The organism is Kitasatospora sp. NPDC088548 (assembly GCF_044753005.1).
GTDB lineage: Bacteria > Actinomycetota > Actinomycetes > Streptomycetales > Streptomycetaceae > Kitasatospora.
Genome location: NZ_JBIVMI010000004.1, coordinates 85,554 through 107,482, shown reverse-complemented (window position 1 = coordinate 107,482; position 21,929 = coordinate 85,554). Strand labels below are relative to the sequence as shown.

The following is a 21,929-nucleotide window of genomic DNA, read 5'->3' as shown; positions in this document are numbered from 1 at the left end:
TACGGTGGGGCCGTGCGTGACGACCTCTCGGCTCCCTCCACGGCGGGCCAGGACCCGGACGCCTTCGAGGCGAACCGGCGGTACCTGGGCTCGGTCGCCTACCGGCTGCTCGGCTCGTTCAGCGACGCCGAGGACGTGCTGCAGGAGGCCTGGCTGCGCTGGCGGACCGCGGACCAGGCCGCCGTCGCCGACCCGAGGGCCTTCCTGACCACCGTCGTCACCCGGCTCTGCTACGACCAGCTGGGCTCCGCCCGGGCCCGCCGGGAGGCCTACTTCGGCGAGTGGCTGCCCGAGCCGGCCGTCTCCTACGAGGACTCCCCCGCCTCCCCGGCCGAGCTGGCCGAACGCGGCGAGTCCGTCTCCCTGGCCCTGCTCGCCGTGCTGGAGCAGCTCACCCCCGCCGAGCGGGCCGCGTTCGTGCTGCACGACGTGTTCGCGGTCGGCTTCGACGAGATCGCGGCCGGCCTCGACCGCACCCCCGCCGCCACCCGCCAGCTGGCCTCCCGGGCCCGGCGCCGGGTGAAGGACGGCGGCCGGCGCGCCACCGCCGATCCGGCCGAGCACCGGCAGGCGGTGCGGGCCTTCGCCGCCGCCACCGCCGGCGGCGACATCCAGGGCCTGCTGGCCGTCCTCGACCCGGACGTGGTCTGGCACTCCGACGGCGGCGGCATCGTCACCGCGGGCGCCCGCCCGGTGCTCGGCGCCCAGAAGGTCTCCCGGCTGGTGGCCGGGCTGGCCTCGAAGTGGGTCACGGCCGAGGCCGGAGTCGGCTTCGCCCTGGTCAACGGCGAGCCCGGACTGGTCTGGTACGAGAGCCCGGGCCGGATCGGCGGCGTGGTCGCGTTCACCGTCGCCGACGGCCGGATCACCGAGGCGTACGCCGTGGTCAACCCGGAGAAGCTGGCCCACCTGAACGAGGCGCCGACGGCATGACGCCGGGGTGACGCGAGCGTGACGCGGGTCACTGTCACAGCCGGGCCGGCCACGTCGTCCCCTTCCCGGACACGCGCGGAGAGCGCGGCGAAGGAGGCGGACACATGACCGAGAAGCAGATCGTCGTACTGGGGGCCGGTTACGCGGGACTGACCGCGGCGACCCGGGCGGGCAAGCGCGACCGGGTGACCCTGATCGCCCCCGAGACCCGTTTCCTGCACCGCATCCGCCAGCACGAGACCGCCGCCGGCCACCCCGAGCACCGGCCCGCCGTGGCCGACCTGATCCGCGGCCGGGGCGTACGGCACGTCCGGGCGCGCGCCACCCGCCTGGACCTCACCGCCCGCAAGGTGTTCCTGGACACCGGCGAGGCCGTCTCCTACGACACCCTGGTGTACGCCCTCGGCAGCCGCACCGCCTGGCACGGTGTCCCGGGCGCCGCCGAGCACGCCCGCACCGCCGAGCAGGCCGCCGAACTGGCCGAACGGCTCCGCTCCGCCGAACGCCCCGGCACCGTGGCCGTGGTCGGCGGCGGCGCCACCGGCATCGAGCTGGCGGCCGAGCTGGCCGAGGCCCACCCGCGGTGGCGGGTCCGGATCGTCGCGGCGGGCCAGGTGGGCGGCTGGTTCTCGGCCAGGGGCCGGGGCCACGTCCTGCGGGTCCTGGAGCGGCTCGGGGTCGAGGTGCACGAGCAGAGCACCGTCACCGCGGTCGACGCGGCGGGCCTGGACACCGCGCGCGGCCGGATCCCGGCCGACCTGGTCGCCTGGGCCGCCGCCATGGAACCGCACCCGCTGGCCGCCGAGGCCGGTCTGGCGGTCACCGCGAGCGGTCGGGCCGTCGTCGACGACCGTCTGCGCTCGGTCTCCCACCCGGACGTCTACGTGATCGGCGACGCCGCCGAGGTGACCGTCCCCGGGACCGGCACCCTGCGGATGGGCTGCGCCACCGCCCAGCCGATGGGCAAGTACCTCGGCCGGGTGCTCGCCGGACGCACCGACAGGCCGTTCGCCTTCCGGTACGCCGTCCAGTGCCTCAGCCTCGGCCGCCGCGACGGGCTGCTCCAGCTGATCCACGGGGACGACTCCATGCGGCCCACCGTGTTCACCGGCCGGGCCGGGAAGCTGGCCAAGGCGGCCATCGTCGGAGGCGTGGTCTCGACCCTGCGCTGACCGGCGGCCGGCACCGGCGGCCGCGCACGCGAACGGGCCCGGGGCTGCTCGCCCCGGGCCCGTTCAGCCACCGCTGGTTACTTCTTTTCCTTCGGCGCCTCGGCGTCGGTGGACAGCGCGGCGATGAAGGCCTCCTGCGGGACCTCCACGCGGCCGACCATCTTCATCCGCTTCTTGCCTTCCTTCTGCTTCTCCAGCAGCTTGCGCTTACGCGAGATGTCACCGCCGTAGCACTTGGCGAGCACGTCCTTGCGGATCGCGCGGACCGTCTCACGGGCGATCACCCGCGAGCCGATCGCGGCCTGGATCGGCACCTCGAACTGCTGGCGCGGAATCAGCTTCTGCAGCTTGCCCGCCATCATCACGCCGTAGTTGTAGGCCTTGTCCTTGTGCACGATCGCGGAGAAGGCGTCCACCGCGTCGCCGTGCAGCAGGATGTCGACCTTCACCAGGCTGGCGCTCTGCTCACCGATGGGCTCGTAGTCGAGCGAGGCGTAGCCCCGGGTCTTGGACTTCAGCTGGTCGAAGAAGTCGAAGACGATCTCGGCGAGCGGCAGGGTGTAGCGCAGCTCGACCCGGTCCTCGGAGAGGTAGTCCATGCCCTGGAGGTTGCCGCGGCGGGACTGGCAGAGCTCCATGATCGCGCCGACGAACTCGTTGGGCGCCAGGATGGTGCCGCGCACGACCGGCTCGAACACCTCGGCGATCTTGCCGGTGGGGAACTCGCTCGGGTTGGTGACGGTGTGCTCGCTGCCGTCCTCCATCACCACGCGGTACACCACGTTCGGGGCGGTGGAGATCAGGTCGAGGTTGAACTCCCGCTCCAGGCGCTCCCGGATGATCTCCAGGTGCAGCAGGCCGAGGAAGCCACAGCGGTAGCCGAAGCCGAGCGCGACCGAGGTCTCCGGCTCGTAGACCAGCGCGGCGTCGTTGAGCCGCAGCTTGTCGAGGGCGTCGCGCAGCAGCGGGTAGTCCGAGCCGTCCAGCGGGTAGAGGCCGGAGAAGACCATCGGACGCGGGTCCTTGTAGCCGCCCAGCGCCTCGGTCGCACCCTTGTGCATCGAGGTGATGGTGTCACCGACCTTGGACTGCCGGACGTCCTTCACACCGGTGATGATGTAGCCCACCTCGCCGACGCCGAGGCCGTCGGCGACCTTCGGCTCGGGCGAGATGACACCGATCTCCAGCAGCTCGTGCGTCGCGCCGGTCGACATCATCGCGATCCGCTCGCGCTTGGTGAGCTGCCCGTCGACCACACGGACGTAGGTGACCACACCGCGGTAGGAGTCGTACACCGAGTCGAAGATCATCGCGCGCGCCGGGGCGTCCTTGACGCCGACCGGGGCCGGAATGTTGGCGACGATGTGGTCCAGCAGCTCCTCGACGCCCAGGCCGGTCTTGGCGCTGACCTTGAGCACGTCGGCCGGGTCGCAGCCGATGATGTGCGCGATCTCGGCGGCGTACTTCTCCGGCTGGGCGGCCGGCAGGTCGATCTTGTTGAGCACCGGGATGATCGTGAGGTCGTTCTCCAGCGCCAGGTACAGGTTGGCGAGGGTCTGGGCCTCGATGCCCTGGGCGGCGTCCACCACCAGGACGGTGCCCTCGCAGGCGGCGAGGGAGCGGGACACCTCGTACGTGAAGTCCACGTGGCCGGGGGTGTCGATCATGTTGAGGATGTGCGTCGTACCGGTGTCCGGGCCGGTCTTCGGCGCCCACGGGAGGCGGACGGCCTGCGACTTGATGGTGATGCCGCGCTCACGCTCGATGTCCATGCGGTCGAGGTACTGGGCACGCATCTGCCGCGGGTCGACGACGCCGGTGATCTGCAGCATCCGGTCTGCGAGCGTCGACTTGCCGTGGTCGATGTGGGCGATGATGCAGAAGTTGCGGATCAGCGCCGGGTCGGTACGGCTGGGCTCTGGCACATTGCTGGGGGTCGCGGGCACCTTGGTCCGATTCTCCGTTGGTCCGGGGGCCGGGGGTGTCCGGGTCATCGCTGACCGGTTTCCCGGGGACCGGACAGTCGTCCGATCGAAATAGTTCCTCCCATCTTCCCACGCCCGCGACGTGCGCCGCCGGTCGGTTCTTCCACAGGCCTCCGCGGCGCGGCAGGATGGCGTTCCATGATCCTCGAAAGCGCCCTGCTCGATGTCCTGCCCGGCCAGGAGGAGTCCTTCCTCGCCACCTTCGCCGAGGCCCGGCCGCTGATCTCGGTCCAGACCGGATTCCGCGCGCTGGAACTGCGCCGCTGCCTGGACGAGGGGCGCGGCTCGCGGTTCCTGCTCCAGGTGGAATGGGAGACCCTGGAGGACCACACCGAGGGGTTTCGCCGCTCGGCCGAGTACCAGCGGTGGCGGGACCTGCTGCACCGGTACTACCGGCCCTTCCCCGAGGTGGAGCACTACGGCGAGCCGCTGCTGAGCGCGTAGGCCGGGCGGGCCGGGGGCGGCCGGACCGGGGCGGGCCGTCACGGGCGGGCCGCCGGGGCGGCCGGTTTGGGGCGGGCGGCGGCCCCCTGGTAGCGTGGGGCGCTGCACCTGGCCTCGGCATGCCCTCTCAGCTGGTCCGGCGGCCGCGCGGTGCAACCCTCCCCCAGCCTTCGGCCGGGGGGACCTCCAGAACCGTTACAGACAAGACTGAGGCTCCTTCGTGGCGAACATCAAGTCCCAGATCAAGCGCAACAAGACCAACGAGAAGGCGCGCCTGCGCAACAAGGCCGTCAAGTCCTCGCTGAAGACCGCTCTGCGCAAGGCCCGTGAGGCCGCTGCCGCCGGCGAGACCGAGAAGGCCGCCGTGCTGGCCCGCGCCGCCTCCAAGGCGCTGGACAAGGCCGTGAGCAAGGGCGTCATCCACGCCAACCAGGCCGCCAACAAGAAGTCGGCCATCACCAAGCGCGTCAACGCCGTCCAGGCCTGACGCCCCCGGGGCCCACGGCCCCACACGCCTCAGGACGAACCGGCCCTCTACCCGAACTCCTGAGGTACGACAAGGATTCGCACCGCACGCGGCCTGCGTTCGCCACGCGGGTGCGGTGCACAGAGCAGTACGGCAGGCGCCGCAGCGGACCTCTTCCCCAGAGGTGGCTGCGGCGCCTGTCGCGTGCTGTGGCCGTACCGCTAGGGTTCGGTCACGGCAAGGCAATGGGGATCACGTTCGACGATCACCTGTGCAGAGGGCTCAGGGGGGCACCTATGGCGACACCACCGCCACCACCGCCGCTACCGGGACAGAGCGGGCCGGGGTTCGCCGGTTTTCCGCAGCAGCACCCGCCACAGCATCCGCAGCAGTTCCCGCCGGCGACGGCCGTTCCGGGCTTCGGCCCGCCGCCCGGGCTGCCCGCCTCGCCCGGCCTGCCACCGGCTCCGGGCAGCGGTGGGCCGGGCCGACGGGCCGGGAACCTGCGCCGCAACGCCGTCTGGGCGTTCGTGGGCGCGCTGCTGGCCTCGGCCGGCTGGGCCGGCGCCGTGGCCGTCGTACCCCGGATGGTGACCAGCGGCTCCTTCCCGCAGAGCGTCCGTGGCTACCACACCGTGGACAAGCTCTGTGACGCGGGCAAGCTCACCAAGTTCAACCAGAACTACCGCATGGTGGACAACTATCCGCTGCAGCACAGCAGCCGGAGCGACTCCATGGACATCATGCGCTGCTACGCGTTGATGAAGCGGACGGTCAGCGGGAGCGACAGCCCGGACTACGCCACCATCGACATGCGCGCCGAACTGCACAAGGCCGTCGACGCCGCCCCCGAGTTCGCCGCCACCAGGATCTTCTTCGAGCAGCAGAAGTACGAGATCACCGATGTGCGGAACCTCGGCCAGGAGGCCTACTTCGCCTACGGCGACGAGCCGACCAGCTCGGACAAGACCTTCCACGACATCAACTGCTACCTGGAGGTCCGGGACGGCGGCATGACGTACTCGCTCTACTGGACCGACAACTACCAGACCGGCAAGGACTACACGCTGGACCGCGACACCGTCCGGCAGATCATGATCGCCGACAGCCGGGACGTCCTCAAGGCGATCGGCGGACCGTAGTGGCGGTGGCTCCGTAGCGGCGGTGGCTCCGTAGCGGCGGTGGCTCCGGGGTGGCGCGGGCCCGCCGGGCAGGGCGGGTCAGCCGTACCGGGGTGAGCCCGCCCGGGGGTGAACCGCCGGGCCGCTGTGGCGGGAGCCGCTCAGTACGGGCGGGAGCCCGCGCGAGAGGCCCGGGCGACCGCGACCACGGCCCGCTCCAGGGCGTACGCCGGGTCGTCGGACCCGCCCTTGACGGCGGCGTCCGCCTGCGCGATCGCGGTGAGGGCGATGGCCACCCCGTCGCCCGTCCAGCCGCGCATCTGCTGGCGGACGCGCTCGACCTTCCACGGCGGCATGCCCAGCTCGCGCGCCAGGTCGGCCGGTCGCATGTTCCGCCCGGTGGTCGCCAGCCGCCCGATGCTGCGGACCCCGGACGCCAGGGCGTAGGTGATGCCGGTCGGCGGCTGCCCCACGGCCAGCGCCCAGCGCAGCCGCTCCAGCGCCTCGGCGGCCCGGCCGGTGACCGCGAGGTCGGCCACCTCGAAGCCGGTGGCCTCGGCCCGGCCGCTGTAGTAGCGGGCGACCACGGTCTCGTCGATGGTGCCCTCGACGTCCGAGGTGAGCTGGCTGCAGGCGGCGGCCAGCTCGCGCAGGTCACTGCCGAGCGCGTCCAGCAGGGCCTGGCACGCCTCCGGTGTCGCCGACCGCCCGAGCGTGCGGAACTCGCCCCGGACGAAGGTCAGCCGCTCCCCCGCCTTGGCCAGCTTCGCGCACTGGACCTCCCGGCCCCCGGCCTTCCGCCCGGCGTCCAGCAGCCCCTTGCCCTTGGCGCCGCCGGCATGCACCAGCACCATGATCACTTCATCGGCCGGGGACTCGATGTACGCCTTGACCTCCTTCACGGAGTCGGCGGAGAGGTCCTGAGCGGCCCTGACCACGATGACCTTGCGCTCGGCGAACAGCGAGGGCGTGGTCAGCTCGGCGAGGCTGCCGGGCTGGAGGCCCCCGGGCGGGATGTCCCGCACGTCGGTGTCGGAGTCCGCCGCCCTCGCCGCCGCCACCACCTGGGCGACCGCACGGTCGAGCAGCAGCTCCTCCTGACCGACCGCGAGGGTCAGCGGGGCGAGCAGATCGTCGGGTGCACTCTTCCTGGCCATCGCCTACCAGCATCCCACGGGGTACGGACACTCCCCGCCCGGCCGCGACCGCCACCGCGACAGGAACGCCACCGCCACCGGAGGCAGGACCGAACGCGAGCCGCACACCCGGCCCGGGGAGAATGGACCGGTGACCGAAGACCTCACCATCGACCAGCCGGACGCCTTCGACCCGCGCGCCCGGCAGCTGCTCGTCCTTCCCGACCGCGACGCCGCCGACGAGGCGGCGGAGGAGCTGAGCGCCAACCACCCCGACCTCGGCGAGCTGGAAATCGTCCGGGACGCCCTGGCCGGCGAGGACGACGCCGAGGACGCGCAGTGGCTGGTGGTCGTGGAACCTCCCGAGGACGGCTGGACGGCCCGGCACCTGCGCGCCCTGGACGCCGTCGCGGCCGAGAACGAGGGCTGGCGCGAGGAGGGCTGAACAGCGGGGCCGCATGCTTCAGTGCCCTCCCGCCGGCCGGTCGCCGGACGGATGGACGACCGCACCGAGGCCGGCCGGGGTCTCCCCGGTCAGGGCGATGTCCCCGGCCCGGTCCGTCCGCAGCACGGCGGCGCCGAGGGCCCGAAGCCGCTCCACCGTCCGCGGCGAGGGGTGCCCGTACGGGTTGCCCTCGCCGCAGGAGATCAGCGCCAGCCGGGGGCCCAGGGCGGCGGCCAGCCCCCAGTCCTGGTGGGCGGACCCGTGATGGGCCACCTTCAGGACGTCCACCCGGGTCCGGCCGAGGCGGCCGAGCAGCACCGACTGGGCCGGTGGTTCGAGGTCGCCCAGCAACGCCAGCCGTAGTCCGCCGGCCAGGGTGACCAGCAGCGCGACGCTGGCGTTGTTGGCGCCGGATGCCGAGGCCGCCGCCTCGGCATCCGGCCAGAGCACCTCCCAGGAGAGGCCCGCCCCGGCCGCCCGCCGTTCGCCGCGCCCGGCGCGCAGCAGCGGGACACCGGCGGCGGCGGCCCACCCTGACACCCGGGCCGCCTCACCCGGCGGATCGTCCAGGGTGGTGCCCTCGATCGCCCCGACCCGGCGCCCGCGCAGCACCCCCGGTACGCCCTCGACGTGATCGGCGTGAAAGTGCGTCACCAGCAGCAGTGGAACGGCGGTGATGCCGAGGTCGCGCAGGCAGCGGTCGGCCGCGCGCGGGTCCGGACCGGCGTCCACCACCACTGCGCTGTCGGGCTCCCGGCCGCCCCCGGACACATCGGCGGGGACGACGGGGAGCACCAGCATGTCGCCCTGGCCGACGTCGCACATCGCCATCCGCCACCCCGGGGGCGGCCAGCCGGTGGCGATCCGGGTGAGCAGGGGCGGTCGCAGCAGGACGGCCGGCAGGGCCAGCAGGAGCAGGCCCGCCACCAGCAGCCGGATGCGCCCGCCCCGCAGCCGCCTGCCCCGAAGGCCGGCCCGGCCGGGCGCGCCCGCGCCGGTGTCCACCCGCCGGGCGAGCAGCAGCGGCGCCGTCCAGCAGACCGCCACCGTGGCCAGGGCGAGCGACACCGTCCCGAACAGCCCGCCCGGCCAGGACAGTTGCGCGCCCGGCAGCTCGGCCCCGCGCCTCGCCACCGCCGCCAGCCAGCCGACCGGGATCGCGGCCGGCTCCGCGAGCACCCGGGCCAGCGCCGGCGAGAGCGGGTCCAGCGCGAGGACCGCGAAGCCGAGCAGCGTCGCCGGGGCCACCGCCAGCTCGGCCAGCAGATTGCACGGGATCGCGACCAGGCTGATGTGCGCGGACAGCACGACCGTCACGGGCGCGCAGAGCGCCTGGGCGGCCGCCGTGGCGGCGACGGCGCCCGCCAGGTGACGCGGCCAGCCCCGGGCCCGCAGGGCGGCCGCCCAGTGCGGGCCGAGGACCAGCAGGCCGGTGGTGGCGAGCACCGAGAGGAGGAAGCCGAACGACCGCGCCAGATACGGATCGACCAGCACCAGGATCAGAACGGTGCCGGCGAGCGCGGGCACCGCCTGGCGGGGGCGGCCGGTGGCCAGGGCCAGCAGCCCGACCAGGCCCGTACCGGCCGCCCTCAGCACGCTCGGCTCCGGCCGGCAGATGGTGACGAAGGCCAGGGTGACGGCCGTGCCCAGCAGCGCGGTACTGCGCAGCGAGAGCCCGAGCAGGGCCGCCAGGCCCCGGCGCTCGGGCGTACCGGCCCGCCCCGGCGCGCCCAGCAGCACACCGAGCACGATCGCCAGGTTCGCCCCGCTCACCGCGACCAGATGGGCCATGTCGGTGGCCCGGAAGGCGTCCCGGAGATCGTCGGGCAGCCGGGAGGTGTCGCCGACGACCAGACCGGGGAGAAGACCCCGCGCGTCCGGCGGGAGCCCGTCAGAGGCCGCCCGCAGGCCGCCCCGGAGCCGGCCCGCGATCCGTTGCGGCAGGCTCGGCGTCGCGAGCTGCCGGGGCGGCCCGTGCGGGAGCAGCAGCGCGGCGGACTCGGTGTCGTGGCCCTCACCGGCCGGGCGGACCTCGGCCTCGACGGCCAGCCGGGCCGACGGGAGCAACCGCTGCCAGGCCTCGACCGCCTGCCCTCGCACCAGCACGGTCACCGGGGTCCGCGTCCGGACCGTGTACCCGGCACCGCTGGTACGGCGGTCACCCGGGGCAGGCCCGTCCCGGACGGTGACACGGTCCGCCACGGCGTCCACGGTGAGGACGGCCTGCCCGCCGGTCGGCCCCCCGCTCCGGGAGGTACGGGCTCTCGGGTCGCCGGTGACGGTCAGTTCGACGCCCACTTCCGGGGCGGGCGGCGGCGGTTCGGGCGGGCGGCCGGCACCCCGGGGAGCCGCGGCCGCCGCGGCACGGGCCAGCTCGGGCAGCGGCCCCCGGTGCAGGTCGGCGGTGTGCAGGAGGGTGGCGGCGGTGGCCGCCGCACCGGTGAGGAGGACGGCGGCCAGGGTGGCGGCCGTCCCTCGGCTCCGGCGCACACCCGGGCGGGTGAGCAGGAGGACGCCCACCACTGCCGCCGCTCCCGCCGACACCGACGCCACCGCACCGTGCCCCGGGTCCAGGCCGAGCAGCGCGGCCGCGACCACCCACGCCGACACGGCGGGGAGCAGCAGCCGGAAGTCGGCGGCCGGGGCACGGGCGGGCGAAGCCGGGTCGACGGTGGCGATAACGGTACCTCCCTTCGGCAAGGCGGCGGAGCGGGGACGACGGACGGACCGGGCGGCGGAGCGGGGCGGGGAGTCAGAGGGTGAGCAGCGGTCTGATCTCGGCGTAGATGTGCTCGCCGATGCCGTTGACCTGTCTCAGCTGGTCGAGGGAGCGGAACGACCCGTGCGACGTGCGGAACAAGAGGATGCGCTGGGCAAGCGTCGGGCCGACGCCGGGGAGGGTGTCGAGCTGCTCAAGGGTGGCCCGGTTGATGCTGACCGGCTGCTTCGGCCCGGCCGCCGCCGGAGGGCCGGATCCCGCCCCGGCGGCAGGGGGCGGCCCGGGCTCGCCGACCAGGATCTGCTCACCGTCCGTCAGCACCCTGGCCAGGTTGAGGCTCTTGGTCTCCGTCTCGGGCAGCGGGCCACCGGCCACACGCAACGCGTCCGCCACCCGGGACCCGCCGGGCAGGGTGTGCAGCCCCGGCGCGTGCACCCTGCCCCCGATGTCCACCACCACGGCCCCCGCCCCCGGGCCGGTATCGGGGCCGGCCCGGGCAGCGGCATCGGAGGCGGTCTCCGCCGAGGCCGGTCCGCTCGCCGCCGGTGCCGGCGCCGCCGAGGCGACCGCCACCACCGGCACCGCGACCGGCCGGGGCCGCGCCAGCCAGAAGTGCTGAAGGCCGTAGCCCACGGCAAGCAGCAGCAGGACGGTGAGTCCGGCCACCGCCCGCCGGTCGAGTACCACCGCCGGGGCGAACCGCGAACGCGCCCTGCCGCCCCCAGCCGCAGGCGGCTCCACCACACCCGGCTCCGACACCCCTCCCAGAGGCACCCCTCCCAAAAGCGGCCCGCCCGAAGTCACGCCCGACGGCGGCCCGGTGGCCACCGGCTCCCCCGCACCGAGCGGCCCTTCGGCCGCCGGCAGCAGTGCCGACATCCGCAGACGGGCGGTCTCACCGATCTCATGGCGCTTGGCCGCGCCGAGGCTCACGCTGGTCATGCGCAGCACGCTAGGAGCCCTCGGCCACCCTCGGGAGAATGACCAAAATCCTGTGGAAAACCAGGGGGTTGTGGATAACTCAGGTCACTCGTACGAGTGCCGATCACTCCTACGAATTGACCACCACCACGCCACCCGGCCTCAGCGCGGCGAGACCACCACCGCCAGCAGCCCCGGCCCGACGTGAGCGCCGATCACCGCTCCCACCTCGCCCACGTACAGGTCCCGCAGCCCGGGCACCCGGCCGCGCAACCGCTCCGCGAGCGGCTCCGCCCGCTCCTCCGCCGCCAGATGATGAACGGTGATGTCGACCTCGCGCTCGCCCGCCCGCTCGACCGCGATCTCCTCCAGGCGGGCGATCGCCCGGGACGCCGTCCGGACCTTCTCCAACGGCTCGATCCGCCCGCCCGCCAGGTGCAGCAGCGGCTTCACCGCCAGGGCCGAACCGAAGAACGCCTGGGCCGCACCGATCCGGCCGCCCCGGCGGAGGTGCTCAAGTGTGTCGACGTAGAAGAAGCCGCTGGTCACCGCCGTCCGCCGGATGACGGCCTCGGCCACCTCGTCCAGCTCCCGCCCGGCCGCGATCGCCTCGGCCGCCGCCAGCACGCCGTACCCGAGAGCCATGCCGACCAGCCGGCTGTCCACCACCCGCACCGGGACGGGCGCCTCGGCCGCCGCCAGCCGGGCCGCCTCCACGGTGCCGGACAGCTCACCGGAGATGTGCACCGAGACGATCCCCTTCGCCCCGGCCTCGGCGGCCGCCCGGTAGGCGGCGGCGAAGGACTCGGGGTTGGAGCGCGAGGTCGTCACCCGCTGCTTGCCGTTCAGCGCCTCGGCGACGTCCTTCGGGGAGATCTCCACCCCCTCGGCGAGGACCGAGTCACCGACCGCGACGCTCAGCGGGACCACGGTGATCCCATGGCGATCAACAGCTTCGTGCGGCAGATAGGCCGTGGAATCGGTGACAAGTGCGAGGTCGGCGGGCATGAGGCGGAGGTTACTCCCCGCCCGGCCCGGATAACAGCGCCGGACGGCAGCACCCGGACGACGAGGCCGGGACACCCCAACAACACGGCATACGAGGCCTGCGGGACCGACAGGACCAGGACACCCGGGGCCGACAGGTCAGCCCGCCGACGATCCCGTCGTCGGCTTCCGCAGCCGCTGCGCCAGCCGGGCCAGCGGGTCACCGAGGCCCAGCAGGTCCTCGGCGCTCGGCCGGCCGCCCTTCCCGTCGGTCAGCCCCGGCCGCTGCTGCGACCCCTCCCGAGCGGCACCCGCGGCACCGGCCCCACGCCCGGCACCAGCCCCTGCGGTCCCCGAGGCCCCCACGGACCCGGAAGAGCCCGCACCCCCCGACGTGTCCCAGTGTCGCAGCGCCCCCGCCTCGCTCTCGCACTCCTTGCTGAGCCGGCTCAGCTCGTCGTCCGCGAAGCGGTGCATCCGGTCCTGGGCGGCCCAGCGCATGGTCTCGGCGGAGTGGGTGATCCGCTCGGCCCGCTCCCGCAGCTCGGGCAGCTTGGCCGCGATCCGGCCGGCGTCGGGCTCGCGCTCCAGCGTCCGCAGCTCTCCGTCCAGCTCGGCCGCGTGGACGTCGAGCCGGGCCAGCAGGCCGAGCGACTCGCTGAGCTGGCCGTCCTGGGCGAGGCCGCTCTCCAGTACCTGGCGGGTGCCGCTCAGCGAGGTCCGCAGCCCGAGGCGGACGGCGGAGATCTGCCCCTGCGGGCCGGCCTTGGTGTACGTCTTCGCCTTGAGGGCGGCGTTCTCCACCGCACGCCGGGCGTTGGCCTCGTGTCGATCGACCTTCGCCGCGACCGCCTTCGCCGCCTTCACCGTGCCCACCACGGCCAGGACCGCCACCGCGATCCCGAAGAGCAGGGCCAGGCCGATCATCACGCCGAGCACGTCCATCACGAGTCACCTTCCGACAGCCGAACCGGCCCCCACCGGGCCCAACGCGGACCGGGTCGCCGAGGGTTCCACGGTAGCCTCCACTCCGGTCCCGGGGCAGGCCGAACGAGCCTCCGACGGCCGAGATCAGGGACAAGTCGGGGATCTCCCCCGAGGGTCCCCCGCCCACCGGACCGGTCGGCGGGATCAGCCCGGCCACGACGCCCGGAACGCCACGGGGCCGGAAGCACCACCACACCCGAAGCACCACCACGCCCGGAACGCCACAGGGCGGGCGCCCCGAAGGACACCCGCCCCGAACAGCCGGACAGCGGCGAAACGTCAGCCGGTGACGATGTTCACCAGCTTCGGCGCACGCGCGATCACCTTGCGCACCGGCGCGTCACCGATCGCGGCGACGACGGCCGGGTCGGCCAGCGCCAGCGCCTCCAGCTCGGCGTCGGAGATCGCCGGGGCGACCTCCAGCCGGGCCTTCACCTTGCCCTTGACCTGCACCACACAGGTCACCGTCTCGTCCACCACGTACGCCGGGTCGGCGACCGGGTAGTCGGTGTGCGCCAGCGACTCGCCGTGGCCCAGCCGGCGCCACAGCTCCTCGGCGATGTGCGGGGCCAGCGGGGCGACCAGCAGCACCAGTTGCTCGGCCACCACCCGCGGCGTAGACCCGCGCTTCACCAGGAAGTTGTTCAGCTCGATCGCCTTGGCCACGGCCGTGTTGAAGCGCAGCCCGGTCATGTCGCCGCGGATGCCGTCGATGGCCTTGTGCAGCGCGCGCAGCGTCGCCTCGTCGGCGGGCTCGTCGGTGACGACCAGCTCGCCCGTCGCCTCCGAGACGACGTTGCGCCACAGCCGCTGCAGGAAGCGGTACGAGCCGACCACCGCACGGGTGTCCCACGGACGGGAGACGTCCAGCGGGCCCATCGACATCTCGTACAGGCGCAGCGTGTCGGCCCCGTACTCGTCGGCGATCTCGTCCGGCGCGACGGCGTTCTTCAGGGACTTGCCCATCTTGCCGGCCTCGCGCTTGACCTGCTCACCCGCCCAGAAGTACGCGCCGTCGCGCTCCTCGACCTCGGCGGCGGGCACCGGGAAGCCGCGCTCGTCGCGGTACACGTCGGCGGTGATCATGCCCTGGTTGAACAGCTTGTGGAACGGCTCGACCGAGGAGACGTGGCCCAGGTCGTGCAGCACCTTGTGCCAGAAGCGGGCGTACAGCAGGTGCAGTACGGCGTGCTCGGCACCGCCGACGTACAGGTCGGCGCCGCCGCCCGGCTTGGTGGCCGTCGGGCCCAGCCAGTACTGCTCGTTGGCCGGGTCCACCACGCGCGAGCCGTTGGACGGGTCGACGTAGCGCAGCTCGTACCAGCACGAACCGGCCCAGTTGGGCATGGTGTTGGTCTCGCGGCGGTACCTCTTCACGCCGTCGCCCAGGTCCAGCTCGACGTTGACCCAGTCCTCGTTGCGCGACAGCGGGGTCTTCGGCGAGGAGGCGGAGTCGTACGGGTCGTAGGTGTGCGGCGAGTAGTCGTCCACCTCGGGGACCTCGACCGGCAGCATCGACTCGGGCAGCGCGTGCATCACGCCGTCCTCGTCGTAGACGATCGGGAAGGGCTCGCCCCAGTACCGCTGACGGCTGAACAGCCAGTCACGCAGGCGGTAGTTGACGGTGCCCTCGCCGATGCCGTGCGCGGTCAGCCAGCCGGTGACGGCGGCCTTGGCGTCCACCACGCTCAGGCCGTCCAGCGAGACGCCGTCCTCGGTGCCCTCGGCGTGCGCCGAGTTGACGATGACGGAGTCGTAGGTGTCGAAGGCGTCGTCCCAGGTGTGCGGGTCCTCGTCGCGCCCGTCGGTGGGCTTGACGACGCAGCGCATCGGCAGTGCGAAGGCGCGGGCGAACGCGAAGTCGCGGCTGTCGTGGGCCGGGACGGCCATGATGGCGCCGGTGCCGTAGCCCATCAGCACGTAGTCGGCGATGAACACCGGGACGGGCTCGCCGCTGACCGGGTTCACCGCGTACGCGCCGGTGAACACACCGGTCTTGACCTTGGCCTCGACCTGACGCTCGACGTCGGACTTGGCCGCGGCGGCGGCGCGGTAGGCGGCCACGGCCTCGGCGGGGGTGGCGGCGCCACCGGTCCACTCGGCCGGGACGCCCTCGGGCCAGGCGGCCGGGACGATCGAGTCGACCAGGCCGTGCTCGGGGGCCAGCACCATGTAGGTGGCGCCGAACAGGGTGTCGGGGCGGGTGGTGAAGACGGTGATCTTCTCACCGGAGCCGACCGCGAAGTCGACCCGGGCACCCTCCGAGCGGCCGATCCAGTTGCGCTGCTGCAGCTTGATGGCCTCGGGCCAGTCCAGCAGGTCCAGGTCGGAGATCAGGCGGTCCGAGTAGGCGGTGATCCGCATCATCCACTGGCGCAGGTTCGACTTGAACACCGGGAAGTTGCCGCGCTCGGAACGGCCGTCCGCGGTGACCTCCTCGTTGGCCAGCACGGTGCCCAGGCCCGGGCACCAGTTGACCGGCACCTCCTTGGAGTACGCCAGCCGGTACTCGCCCAGCAGCTCGTCGCGCTCGGCGGCGGACAGCTCCGCCCAGGCACGCCCGTCCGGGGTCTGCCGCGCGCCGGACTCGAACTGCGCGATCAGCTCGGCGATCGGGCGGGCCTGGCCGGCCTGCTCGTCGTACCAGGAGTTGAAGATCTGCAGGAAGATCCACTGGGTCCAGCGGTAGTACTCCGGGTCGATCGTGGAGATCGAACGGCGCGGGTCGTGGCCCAGGCCCAGCCGGCGCAGCTGCTGGCGCATGTTGGCGATGTTGGCCTCGGTGGAGACCCGGGGGTGGGTGCCGGTCTGCACCGCGTACTGCTCGGCGGGCAGGCCGAAGGCGTCGTAGCCCAGCGTGTGCAGCACGTTGTGGCCGGTCATCCGCTGGTAGCGGGCGTAGACGTCGGTGGCGATGTAGCCCAGCGGGTGGCCGACGTGCAGGCCCGCGCCCGAGGGGTACGGGAACATGTCCATGATGAAGCTGTGCGGCTTCGCGGTGACGTCACCGGCGGCCGGGTCGGCCAGGTCGCCGGCCGGGTTGGGGGCGTTGAACGTGCCCTCCTTCTCCCAGATGTCCTGCCAGCGGGACTCGATCTCCGCAGCCAGGGTGGCGCTGTACCGGAACGGCTCGGTTGCGGCTTCGGCCGCGCCGGAAGCAGGGGTCGTCTCGCTCATGGTCCTTCAAGCTCCATCGATGTCGGTTGGCGAACCGTCGCCGGGCCCGTACCGGTACCCGGCCGGCCACGGCCAGGGCGCGGGAAACGCAGGCGGAAAACAAAAAATCCCCTCGCAGGAGGGGACGCCACGCCGACTCCGGCACCACCCGAAGGCGCGGCCGGTCCTGGTCAGCGCGGCCAGCTAAGGAGCAGGCGCACGGTTCGCATGGGCTCAGGGTACCGCAAGGGGCTCAGGCGCCTCCCGGCAATGCCGCCCGGGAGGCCGCGTCGAAGTCGCGCAGCGCCCGGGCCACCCGCTCGGACTGCATACCGGAGGCCAGCGCGCGGGCCAGGACGGCGGTCCTGGCGGCCTCCTCGGGGGCGCCGTCGCGGCGGTGGGAGTCGGCCAGCCGGACCAGCAGCAGGGCCTTGGCCCGGGCCCGGCCGGGGCCGAGGCCGGCCACCGCCTCGGCGAGCAGGGCCTGGGCCCGCCGGTGGTCACCGAGGTAGAGGTACGCCTCCCCCACCATGCCCGCGAGATCGGCCCCCGTCTCGGGATCCGCCATCACCCCGTCACCCGCCTCCGCGAACGCCCGCTCCGCCGCCGCACCGGCCGCCTCCGGCTCGCCCCACCGCCCGTACGCACGGGCGATCCGGCCGTACTGGAGCGCCCGTTCGGCCGGGCCGAGGGTGTCCCCGGCGGACTCCAGCGCCGCGGCCAGCATCGTGACGGCGCCCGACCCCCGCCCGCCCGGACCGTGTGTGGCCAGTACCACCAGAGAGCCGACCACCTCCACCCCGAGCCGGGGGTCGCCGCTGACGTGCGCGGCCCGCAGCGCGGCCACGAACGCCCGCTGGGCGGCCGCGTCATGGCCGAGGTCGTAGGCGGCCGAGCCGGCCAGCCCGGCCAGCCGGCTCGCCGTGCCGTACAGCTCGCGCCCGCGCTTCTCGTCGTACGCGCCGAGCTCCAGCAGTTTGGCCACCATGGCGAGTTCGGCCCGGGCCGGGCCGAGGACGAGCCCGCCCCCGCAGGCCCGCTCCAGCCGCAGCTTGCTCCGGTAGGAGAAGCCGAGCTCGTCGACCAGGCCGGGGTCGATCCGCAGGGCGCCCTCGCCACCGCCGACCGGTGGTGGCGGGGAGGCCAGCCGACGGGCGGCCTGGTCGAGGTCGGCGCCCCGGAAGAGGTCGGTGAGCCGGACCGGCCCGGCGTCGGTGGCCGCCTCGCGCAGGGCGGTCTGGGCGGTGTCGGCCGTCCACGGGTCGGTGAGCAGCCGCGGCGAGAGGATCTTGGCTCCCCGGTTGCCGCCCATCCGGCCCCAGAGCTGCTCATAGGTGACGGCGATGCCCAGCGTGCGGCTGAGCACCTCGCAGACCGCCTGGTCGTGCGGGCTGCGCGGCACCATGCCCCGGTCGCGCCACTTGTACGGGGCGGTGGAGCTGATCGCCAGGCCTGGCTGCAGGGTGAGGTTCACCTCCCGGGCCAGGCGCTCCGGGTTCCAGCCGAGCTGGTGCAGTATCCGGGCCAGTTCCTCGTTGCGTCTGCGCTCCAGATCGGCCATGTCACGACCGTAGCGGGCGGCACGGGCCGGGCGCTGCGAGACGGGTCAACCGTGCGCCCGCCCGGCGGGAAACGCCGAGGGCCGCCTCCCGGAACGGGAGGCGGCCCTCGACTGCTGTGGAGCTACGGGGAATTGAACCCCGGACCTCTTGCATGCCATGCAAGCGCTCTACCAACTGAGCTACAGCCCCTTGACCTGCGTTGTCACCGGGGGCTACCTGCGGTTTCCCTCGGCGACATCGACTACTTTACACGGTCACGGGGGTGGTCCACGAATCCGTTGCCGGAGGCGCCCGCGGGCCCGCCCGCCACCCACCGGGTACGGCCGGCGAAGGCCCCCGCGAGGACGGCGGTGACGAGCACCCCGCCGCCGACCGGCAGCACGCACCCGAAGCACCCGAGGCACCCAGAGCACGCGGAGACGGCGGGAACCCGCAGGGCCCGGGAACACGGACCCGGAAAACGGAGAAGGCCGCCACCCGGTGGGTGGCGGCCTTCTCACTGTTGTGGAGCTACGGGGAATTGAACCCCGGACCTCTTGCATGCCATGCAAGCGCTCTACCAACTGAGCTACAGCCCCGCGACACGCACGGCCCTCGCGGACCGCAGGTGCGGAGTGGAGCTACGGGGAATTGAACCCCGGACCTCTTGCATGCCATGCAAGCGCTCTACCAACTGAGCTACAGCCCCGCACTTCACCGGATTTTCCGCTTCCCTTCCGGGCCGCGTTTTCCTCCGTGCGAACGAGGAAGACTCTAACTGGTCAGGCCCGGAACTGCGAAATCCGTCCCCGCCGGCCGCTCGGCGGATCACCGCCGGCAGCCCCCACTCAGGTGTCGTCGCCGATCACCGGCTGCGGCAGCGTGCCCGCGTTGTGCTCCAGCAGGCGCCAGCCGCGCACGCCCCGGCCCAGAACGGACCAGCAGCAGTTGGACAGGCCGCCGAAGCACTCCCAGAGCGCCGGCTCCAGGCCGAGCAGCCGCCCGAGCATGGTCCTGATGGTGCCGCCGTGGCTGACCACCACCAGGGTGCCGTCCTCCGGCAGCTTCCCGACCGTGTCCAGCACGACCGGCACCGAGCGGTCGGCCACCTCGGTGGACAGCTCACCGCCACCGCGCCGGACCGGTTCGCCCTGCGCCCAGGCCGCGTACTCCCCCGGGAAGCGGGCGCGGATCTCGGCGTTGGTCAGCCCCTGCCAGGTGCCCGCGTAGGTCTCACGCAGGCCGTCGTGGTGCTGCACGTCCAGGCCGGTGATCTTCGCCAGCTCCTCGGCGGTGCGCCGGGCGCGCTGGAGGTCCGAGGAGATCAGCAGGTCGGGGTGGAGGCCGGCGAGCAGCCTGGCGGCCCGCTGGGCCTGCTGGACGCCCTGCCCGGTCAGCTCGATGTCCGTGCTGCCCTGGAACCGCGATTCGAGGTTCCAGGACGTCTGGCCGTGCCGCCAGAAGACGATGCGCGGACCTCGCGCGTCCCCGCTCAGCTGTAGTCCTCGGCGCCGAAGTCGTCGGCCGGGGCGACCTCGGCCGGGGCGACGGCGTTGCCGGCCGCATCGGTCCGCACGTCCTCGGGGCGGTTGCGGGTGGCCAGCGCGTCGGCCGGCAGCGGGAGTTCGGGGCAGTCCTTCCAGAGCCGGTCGAGCGAGTAGAAGGAGCGCTCCTCGGAGTGCTGGATGTGCACCACGATGTCCAGGTAGTCGAGCAGGATCCAGCGGCCCTCGCGCTCGCCCTCCCGGCGCACCGGCTTGACGTCCAGCTTCTCGCGGAGCTGGTCCTCGATCTCCTCGGCGATGGACTTGACCTGGCGGTCGTTGTTCGCGGAGGCGATCACGAAGGCGTCGGTGATCGACAGCACCTCGCTGACGTCGAACGCGATGATGTTGTGGGCCAGCTTGTCGGCCGCCGCCTGGGCGGCGACGGTGATGAGTTCCTGGCTGTGCTCGGTGACGGTCACGGTGTTCTTCCGGCTCGACGGCTTGGGGGCGGTCCCCGGCACCCGGCCGGGGATCGCCTTCCAGGATCTCACGCCGCCCGGGCGGCCCCGGAACCGTTTTCCGGGGCCGCCGCGCACACCCGGGGCTACTGCGTCTTCGGCGCCTGGTAGTCCTTGCCCAGCACGACCACCAGATCCGCGTTCTGGGCGTCGGTGACCTTCTTCGCCGCCGTCTCCGGCAGGTTGAGGCTGAGCGCCAGCGACTTCGCCGCGGCCTGCCGGGCGTCGTCGGTGTAGCGGATCTCACTGACGGCCTGCGGGGCGGTCTTCGACCCGCCGGGGATGAAGGTGAGGCCCGCGTTCATCACCTGGACCTGGGCGGCGGCCGCCGCCTGGTCGTTGCCGCTGGCGTCCTGGATGCTGACCCGGGCCGGGGCGTCGCCCGAGGCGGCGGACTTCACGGTGCCGCCCAGCACGTCCTTGACCTGCTTGCCGGCCGTGGCGTCGTCCAGGGTGCCGTCCGGCTTGACCGTCAGTGCGGTGGTGCCGAAGTGGCCGTCCTTGGCCTGCTGGGAGAGCTGGACGAGCACCCCCGCCAGGGCGTCCTCGGGCAGCGACGGGTCGAGCACCGCGTTCATCCGGTGCACATCGTCCTTGGCGTCCTTGAACTCGGTCGGCATGGTGCGCACCACCGCGTCCATCACCTGTCCGAACCGGGCCAGTTGGGCGTCCCGGTTCTCGGTGGGCGCCTGGTAGGTGGCGTAGGCGACCGCGGCCTTGCCGTTCAGCAGGGTGTTCTTGCCCGCGGCGGCGAGCAGCTTGCCGTCCGGCTTGCCGCCCTCGTGGGCCTCGGCGTTGGTGTCCACCCGGACCCCGCCGAGCTGGGCGACCAGCAGTTCCAGGTACGGGGTGTCCAGCCGCCAGGTGCCGGCCACCGGGGCACCCAGCACGGTGGTCAGGCCTTCCCTGGTGGCGGACGGCCCGATGCTGTCCATCGCCTGGCCGACCGTGGTGACCGGCGGGTCGCCCGGGCCGGGCAGCCGGAGGGTGTCGGGCAGCAGCAGCACGGTGCCCTTGTGCCCGGAGGAGTCGTTGACCAGCAGCGCGCTGGAGACCTTGCCCTGCAGGTCGCGCAGGTGCACCACGTTGACCTGGCGCGGACCGGCCGCGGTCGCCGCGGTCTGCTTGTCCCCGGTGAACCAGAGGTAGCCGCCGGCCCCGGCCGCCGCGAGCGCCACCACCACGCCGGCGCCGATCAGCCGGTTGCGCAGCTTGCGGCGGCGCTCGGCCCGCACCTCGCTGCGGGACTCGGCGAACTTCAGCCAGTCGATGACGTCCTCGGACTCCTCCGCCTCCTCGTCGACGAAGGTGAACTCGTCCGTGGGGTAGTCGTCCTTGGACGTCTTCCCGGCGCCCGCACCGGACTTGCCCGCACCCGGCTTGCCGGCGGCGGACCTGCCCGCACGGCCCCCGCCGACCTGCTCGGACGGCGGCTCCGGTTTGGCCGGAGCCGCCTCGGTGGCGGCGGGCCGGGCCGCGCGCGGACGCGGCGGCGCGGGCGCCGGCGCGGCCGGAACGGGCTCGGGCTCGGTGACCACCGGCTGCGGCGCGGTGGCGTACTGCTGCTGGGGGTACGGGTCGTAGGCCTGCTGGTACTGCTGCTGCTCCTGGTAGCCGTACCCGCCCTGCTGCGGGTACGCCGACGGCACCGGCTGCCCGTACTGGTCGTACTGCTGCGGCTGTTGCTGCTGCGGCTGTTGCTGCTGCGGGGCCTGCTGCTCGTACGGCTGGTACTGCTGCTGCTCCTGGTAGCCGTACCCGCCCTGCTGCGGGTACGCCGACGGCACCGGCTGCCCGTACTGGTCGTACTGCTGCGGCTGTTGCTGCTGCGGGGCCTGCTCCTGGTAGGGCTGGTACTGCTGGTACTGGCCGGTGGACCAGTCGTCCTGGCCGCCCGTGCGCTCGCTCATG

Annotated in this window: 17 protein-coding genes and 3 tRNA genes; 6 read left to right on the top strand and 14 right to left on the bottom strand. The window is 73.4% G+C overall.

Annotation, left to right across the window (positions count from 1 at the left end; translation table 11 throughout):
- The first annotated feature begins 12 nt into the window (after nt 1-12).
- Together sigJ and ACIP82_RS07990 are read left to right on the top strand one after the other, a co-directional pair.
- Nucleotides 13-933 carry an RNA polymerase sigma factor SigJ gene (gene sigJ, locus ACIP82_RS07995; protein WP_363607496.1) on the top strand — a complete coding sequence of 307 codons (921 nt, stop codon included), beginning with the start codon at nt 13-15 and terminating at the stop codon, nt 931-933.
- Between the two features lie 104 nt (nt 934-1,037).
- Complete coding sequence (locus tag ACIP82_RS07990; protein ID WP_363607497.1) at nt 1,038-2,105, top strand: FAD-dependent oxidoreductase; 1,068 nt, start codon at nt 1,038-1,040, stop codon at nt 2,103-2,105.
- 77 nt (nt 2,106-2,182) lie between these two features.
- On the opposite strand, the gene lepA is transcribed toward ACIP82_RS07990, so the two are convergent.
- Nucleotides 2,183-4,051: a translation elongation factor 4 gene (gene lepA / locus ACIP82_RS07985; RefSeq protein WP_363607498.1), complete on the bottom strand. Its 1,869-nt coding sequence runs from the start codon at nt 4,049-4,051 to the stop codon at nt 2,183-2,185.
- A 177-nt stretch (nt 4,052-4,228) separates the two neighbouring features.
- On the opposite strand from lepA, the gene ACIP82_RS07980 reads away from it, so the two are divergent.
- From ACIP82_RS07980 to ACIP82_RS07970, 3 genes are all read left to right on the top strand, one after another.
- Nucleotides 4,229-4,534, top strand: coding sequence for an antibiotic biosynthesis monooxygenase (locus tag ACIP82_RS07980; protein ID WP_363607499.1), 306 nt, complete (start codon nt 4,229-4,231; stop codon nt 4,532-4,534).
- A 220-nt stretch (nt 4,535-4,754) separates the two neighbouring features.
- Nucleotides 4,755-5,021 (top strand): 30S ribosomal protein S20, encoded by a 267-nt coding sequence (gene rpsT, locus ACIP82_RS07975; protein ID WP_363607500.1) that lies wholly within the window; start codon nt 4,755-4,757, stop codon nt 5,019-5,021.
- Between the two features lie 275 nt (nt 5,022-5,296).
- Nucleotides 5,297-6,142, top strand: a complete 846-nt coding sequence (locus ACIP82_RS07970) for a hypothetical protein (protein ID WP_363607501.1) — start codon at nt 5,297-5,299, stop codon at nt 6,140-6,142.
- 140 nt (nt 6,143-6,282) lie between these two features.
- Here the strand turns inward: ACIP82_RS07970 and holA are convergent, their stop codons facing one another.
- Nucleotides 6,283-7,278 (bottom strand): DNA polymerase III subunit delta, encoded by a 996-nt coding sequence (gene holA, locus ACIP82_RS07965; protein ID WP_363607502.1) that lies wholly within the window; start codon nt 7,276-7,278, stop codon nt 6,283-6,285.
- 187 nt (nt 7,279-7,465) lie between these two features.
- Here holA and ACIP82_RS07960 point away from each other — a divergent pair, with 187 nt between their 5' ends.
- On the top strand, nt 7,466-7,702 hold the full coding sequence (locus tag ACIP82_RS07960) for a hypothetical protein (RefSeq protein ID WP_363607593.1): 237 nt from the start codon (nt 7,466-7,468) through the stop codon (nt 7,700-7,702).
- A gap of 18 nt (nt 7,703-7,720) precedes the next feature.
- Here the strand turns inward: ACIP82_RS07960 and ACIP82_RS07955 are convergent, their stop codons facing one another.
- From ACIP82_RS07955 to ACIP82_RS07900, 12 genes are all read right to left on the bottom strand, one after another.
- Nucleotides 7,721-10,402: a ComEC/Rec2 family competence protein gene (locus ACIP82_RS07955; protein WP_400651983.1), complete on the bottom strand. Its 2,682-nt coding sequence runs from the start codon at nt 10,400-10,402 to the stop codon at nt 7,721-7,723.
- 52 nt (nt 10,403-10,454) lie between these two features.
- Entirely contained in the window at nt 10,455-11,363 is a 909-nt protein-coding gene (locus tag ACIP82_RS07950; RefSeq protein WP_363607524.1) for a ComEA family DNA-binding protein, read from the bottom strand.
- Between the two features lie 141 nt (nt 11,364-11,504).
- Complete coding sequence (locus tag ACIP82_RS07945; protein ID WP_363607525.1) at nt 11,505-12,350, bottom strand: DegV family protein; 846 nt, start codon at nt 12,348-12,350, stop codon at nt 11,505-11,507.
- A gap of 138 nt (nt 12,351-12,488) precedes the next feature.
- The gene (locus tag ACIP82_RS07940) at nt 12,489-13,274 is read right to left on the bottom strand and encodes a hypothetical protein (protein WP_400651981.1); all 786 of its coding nucleotides are present in this window, start codon (nt 13,272-13,274) and stop codon (nt 12,489-12,491) included.
- Between the two features lie 321 nt (nt 13,275-13,595).
- Nucleotides 13,596-16,493, bottom strand: a complete 2,898-nt coding sequence (gene leuS / locus ACIP82_RS07935) for a leucine--tRNA ligase (protein ID WP_400651979.1) — start codon at nt 16,491-16,493, stop codon at nt 13,596-13,598.
- Nucleotides 16,494-16,725: 232 nt separating this feature from the next.
- Complete coding sequence (locus ACIP82_RS07930; RefSeq protein ID WP_363607528.1) at nt 16,726-18,033, bottom strand: hypothetical protein; 1,308 nt, start codon at nt 18,031-18,033, stop codon at nt 16,726-16,728.
- A gap of 117 nt (nt 18,034-18,150) precedes the next feature.
- Nucleotides 18,151-18,223: transfer RNA gene (locus ACIP82_RS07925), tRNA-Ala, on the bottom strand.
- A gap of 316 nt (nt 18,224-18,539) precedes the next feature.
- Nucleotides 18,540-18,612, bottom strand: a tRNA-Ala gene (locus ACIP82_RS07920).
- 37 nt (nt 18,613-18,649) lie between these two features.
- Nucleotides 18,650-18,722: transfer RNA gene (locus ACIP82_RS07915), tRNA-Ala, on the bottom strand.
- Nucleotides 18,723-18,861: 139 nt separating this feature from the next.
- The gene (locus ACIP82_RS07910) at nt 18,862-19,509 is read right to left on the bottom strand and encodes a histidine phosphatase family protein (RefSeq protein ID WP_400652329.1); all 648 of its coding nucleotides are present in this window, start codon (nt 19,507-19,509) and stop codon (nt 18,862-18,864) included.
- On the bottom strand, nt 19,506-19,979 hold the full coding sequence (gene rsfS / locus ACIP82_RS07905; protein WP_363607529.1) for a ribosome silencing factor: 474 nt from the start codon (nt 19,977-19,979) through the stop codon (nt 19,506-19,508). Before rsfS ends, ACIP82_RS07910 begins: the two co-directional genes overlap by 4 nt.
- Nucleotides 19,980-20,104: 125 nt before the next feature.
- Nucleotides 20,105-21,928: an LCP family protein gene (locus ACIP82_RS07900; protein ID WP_400651975.1), complete on the bottom strand. Its 1,824-nt coding sequence runs from the start codon at nt 21,926-21,928 to the stop codon at nt 20,105-20,107.
- Nucleotide 21,929: the final 1 nt, after the last annotated feature.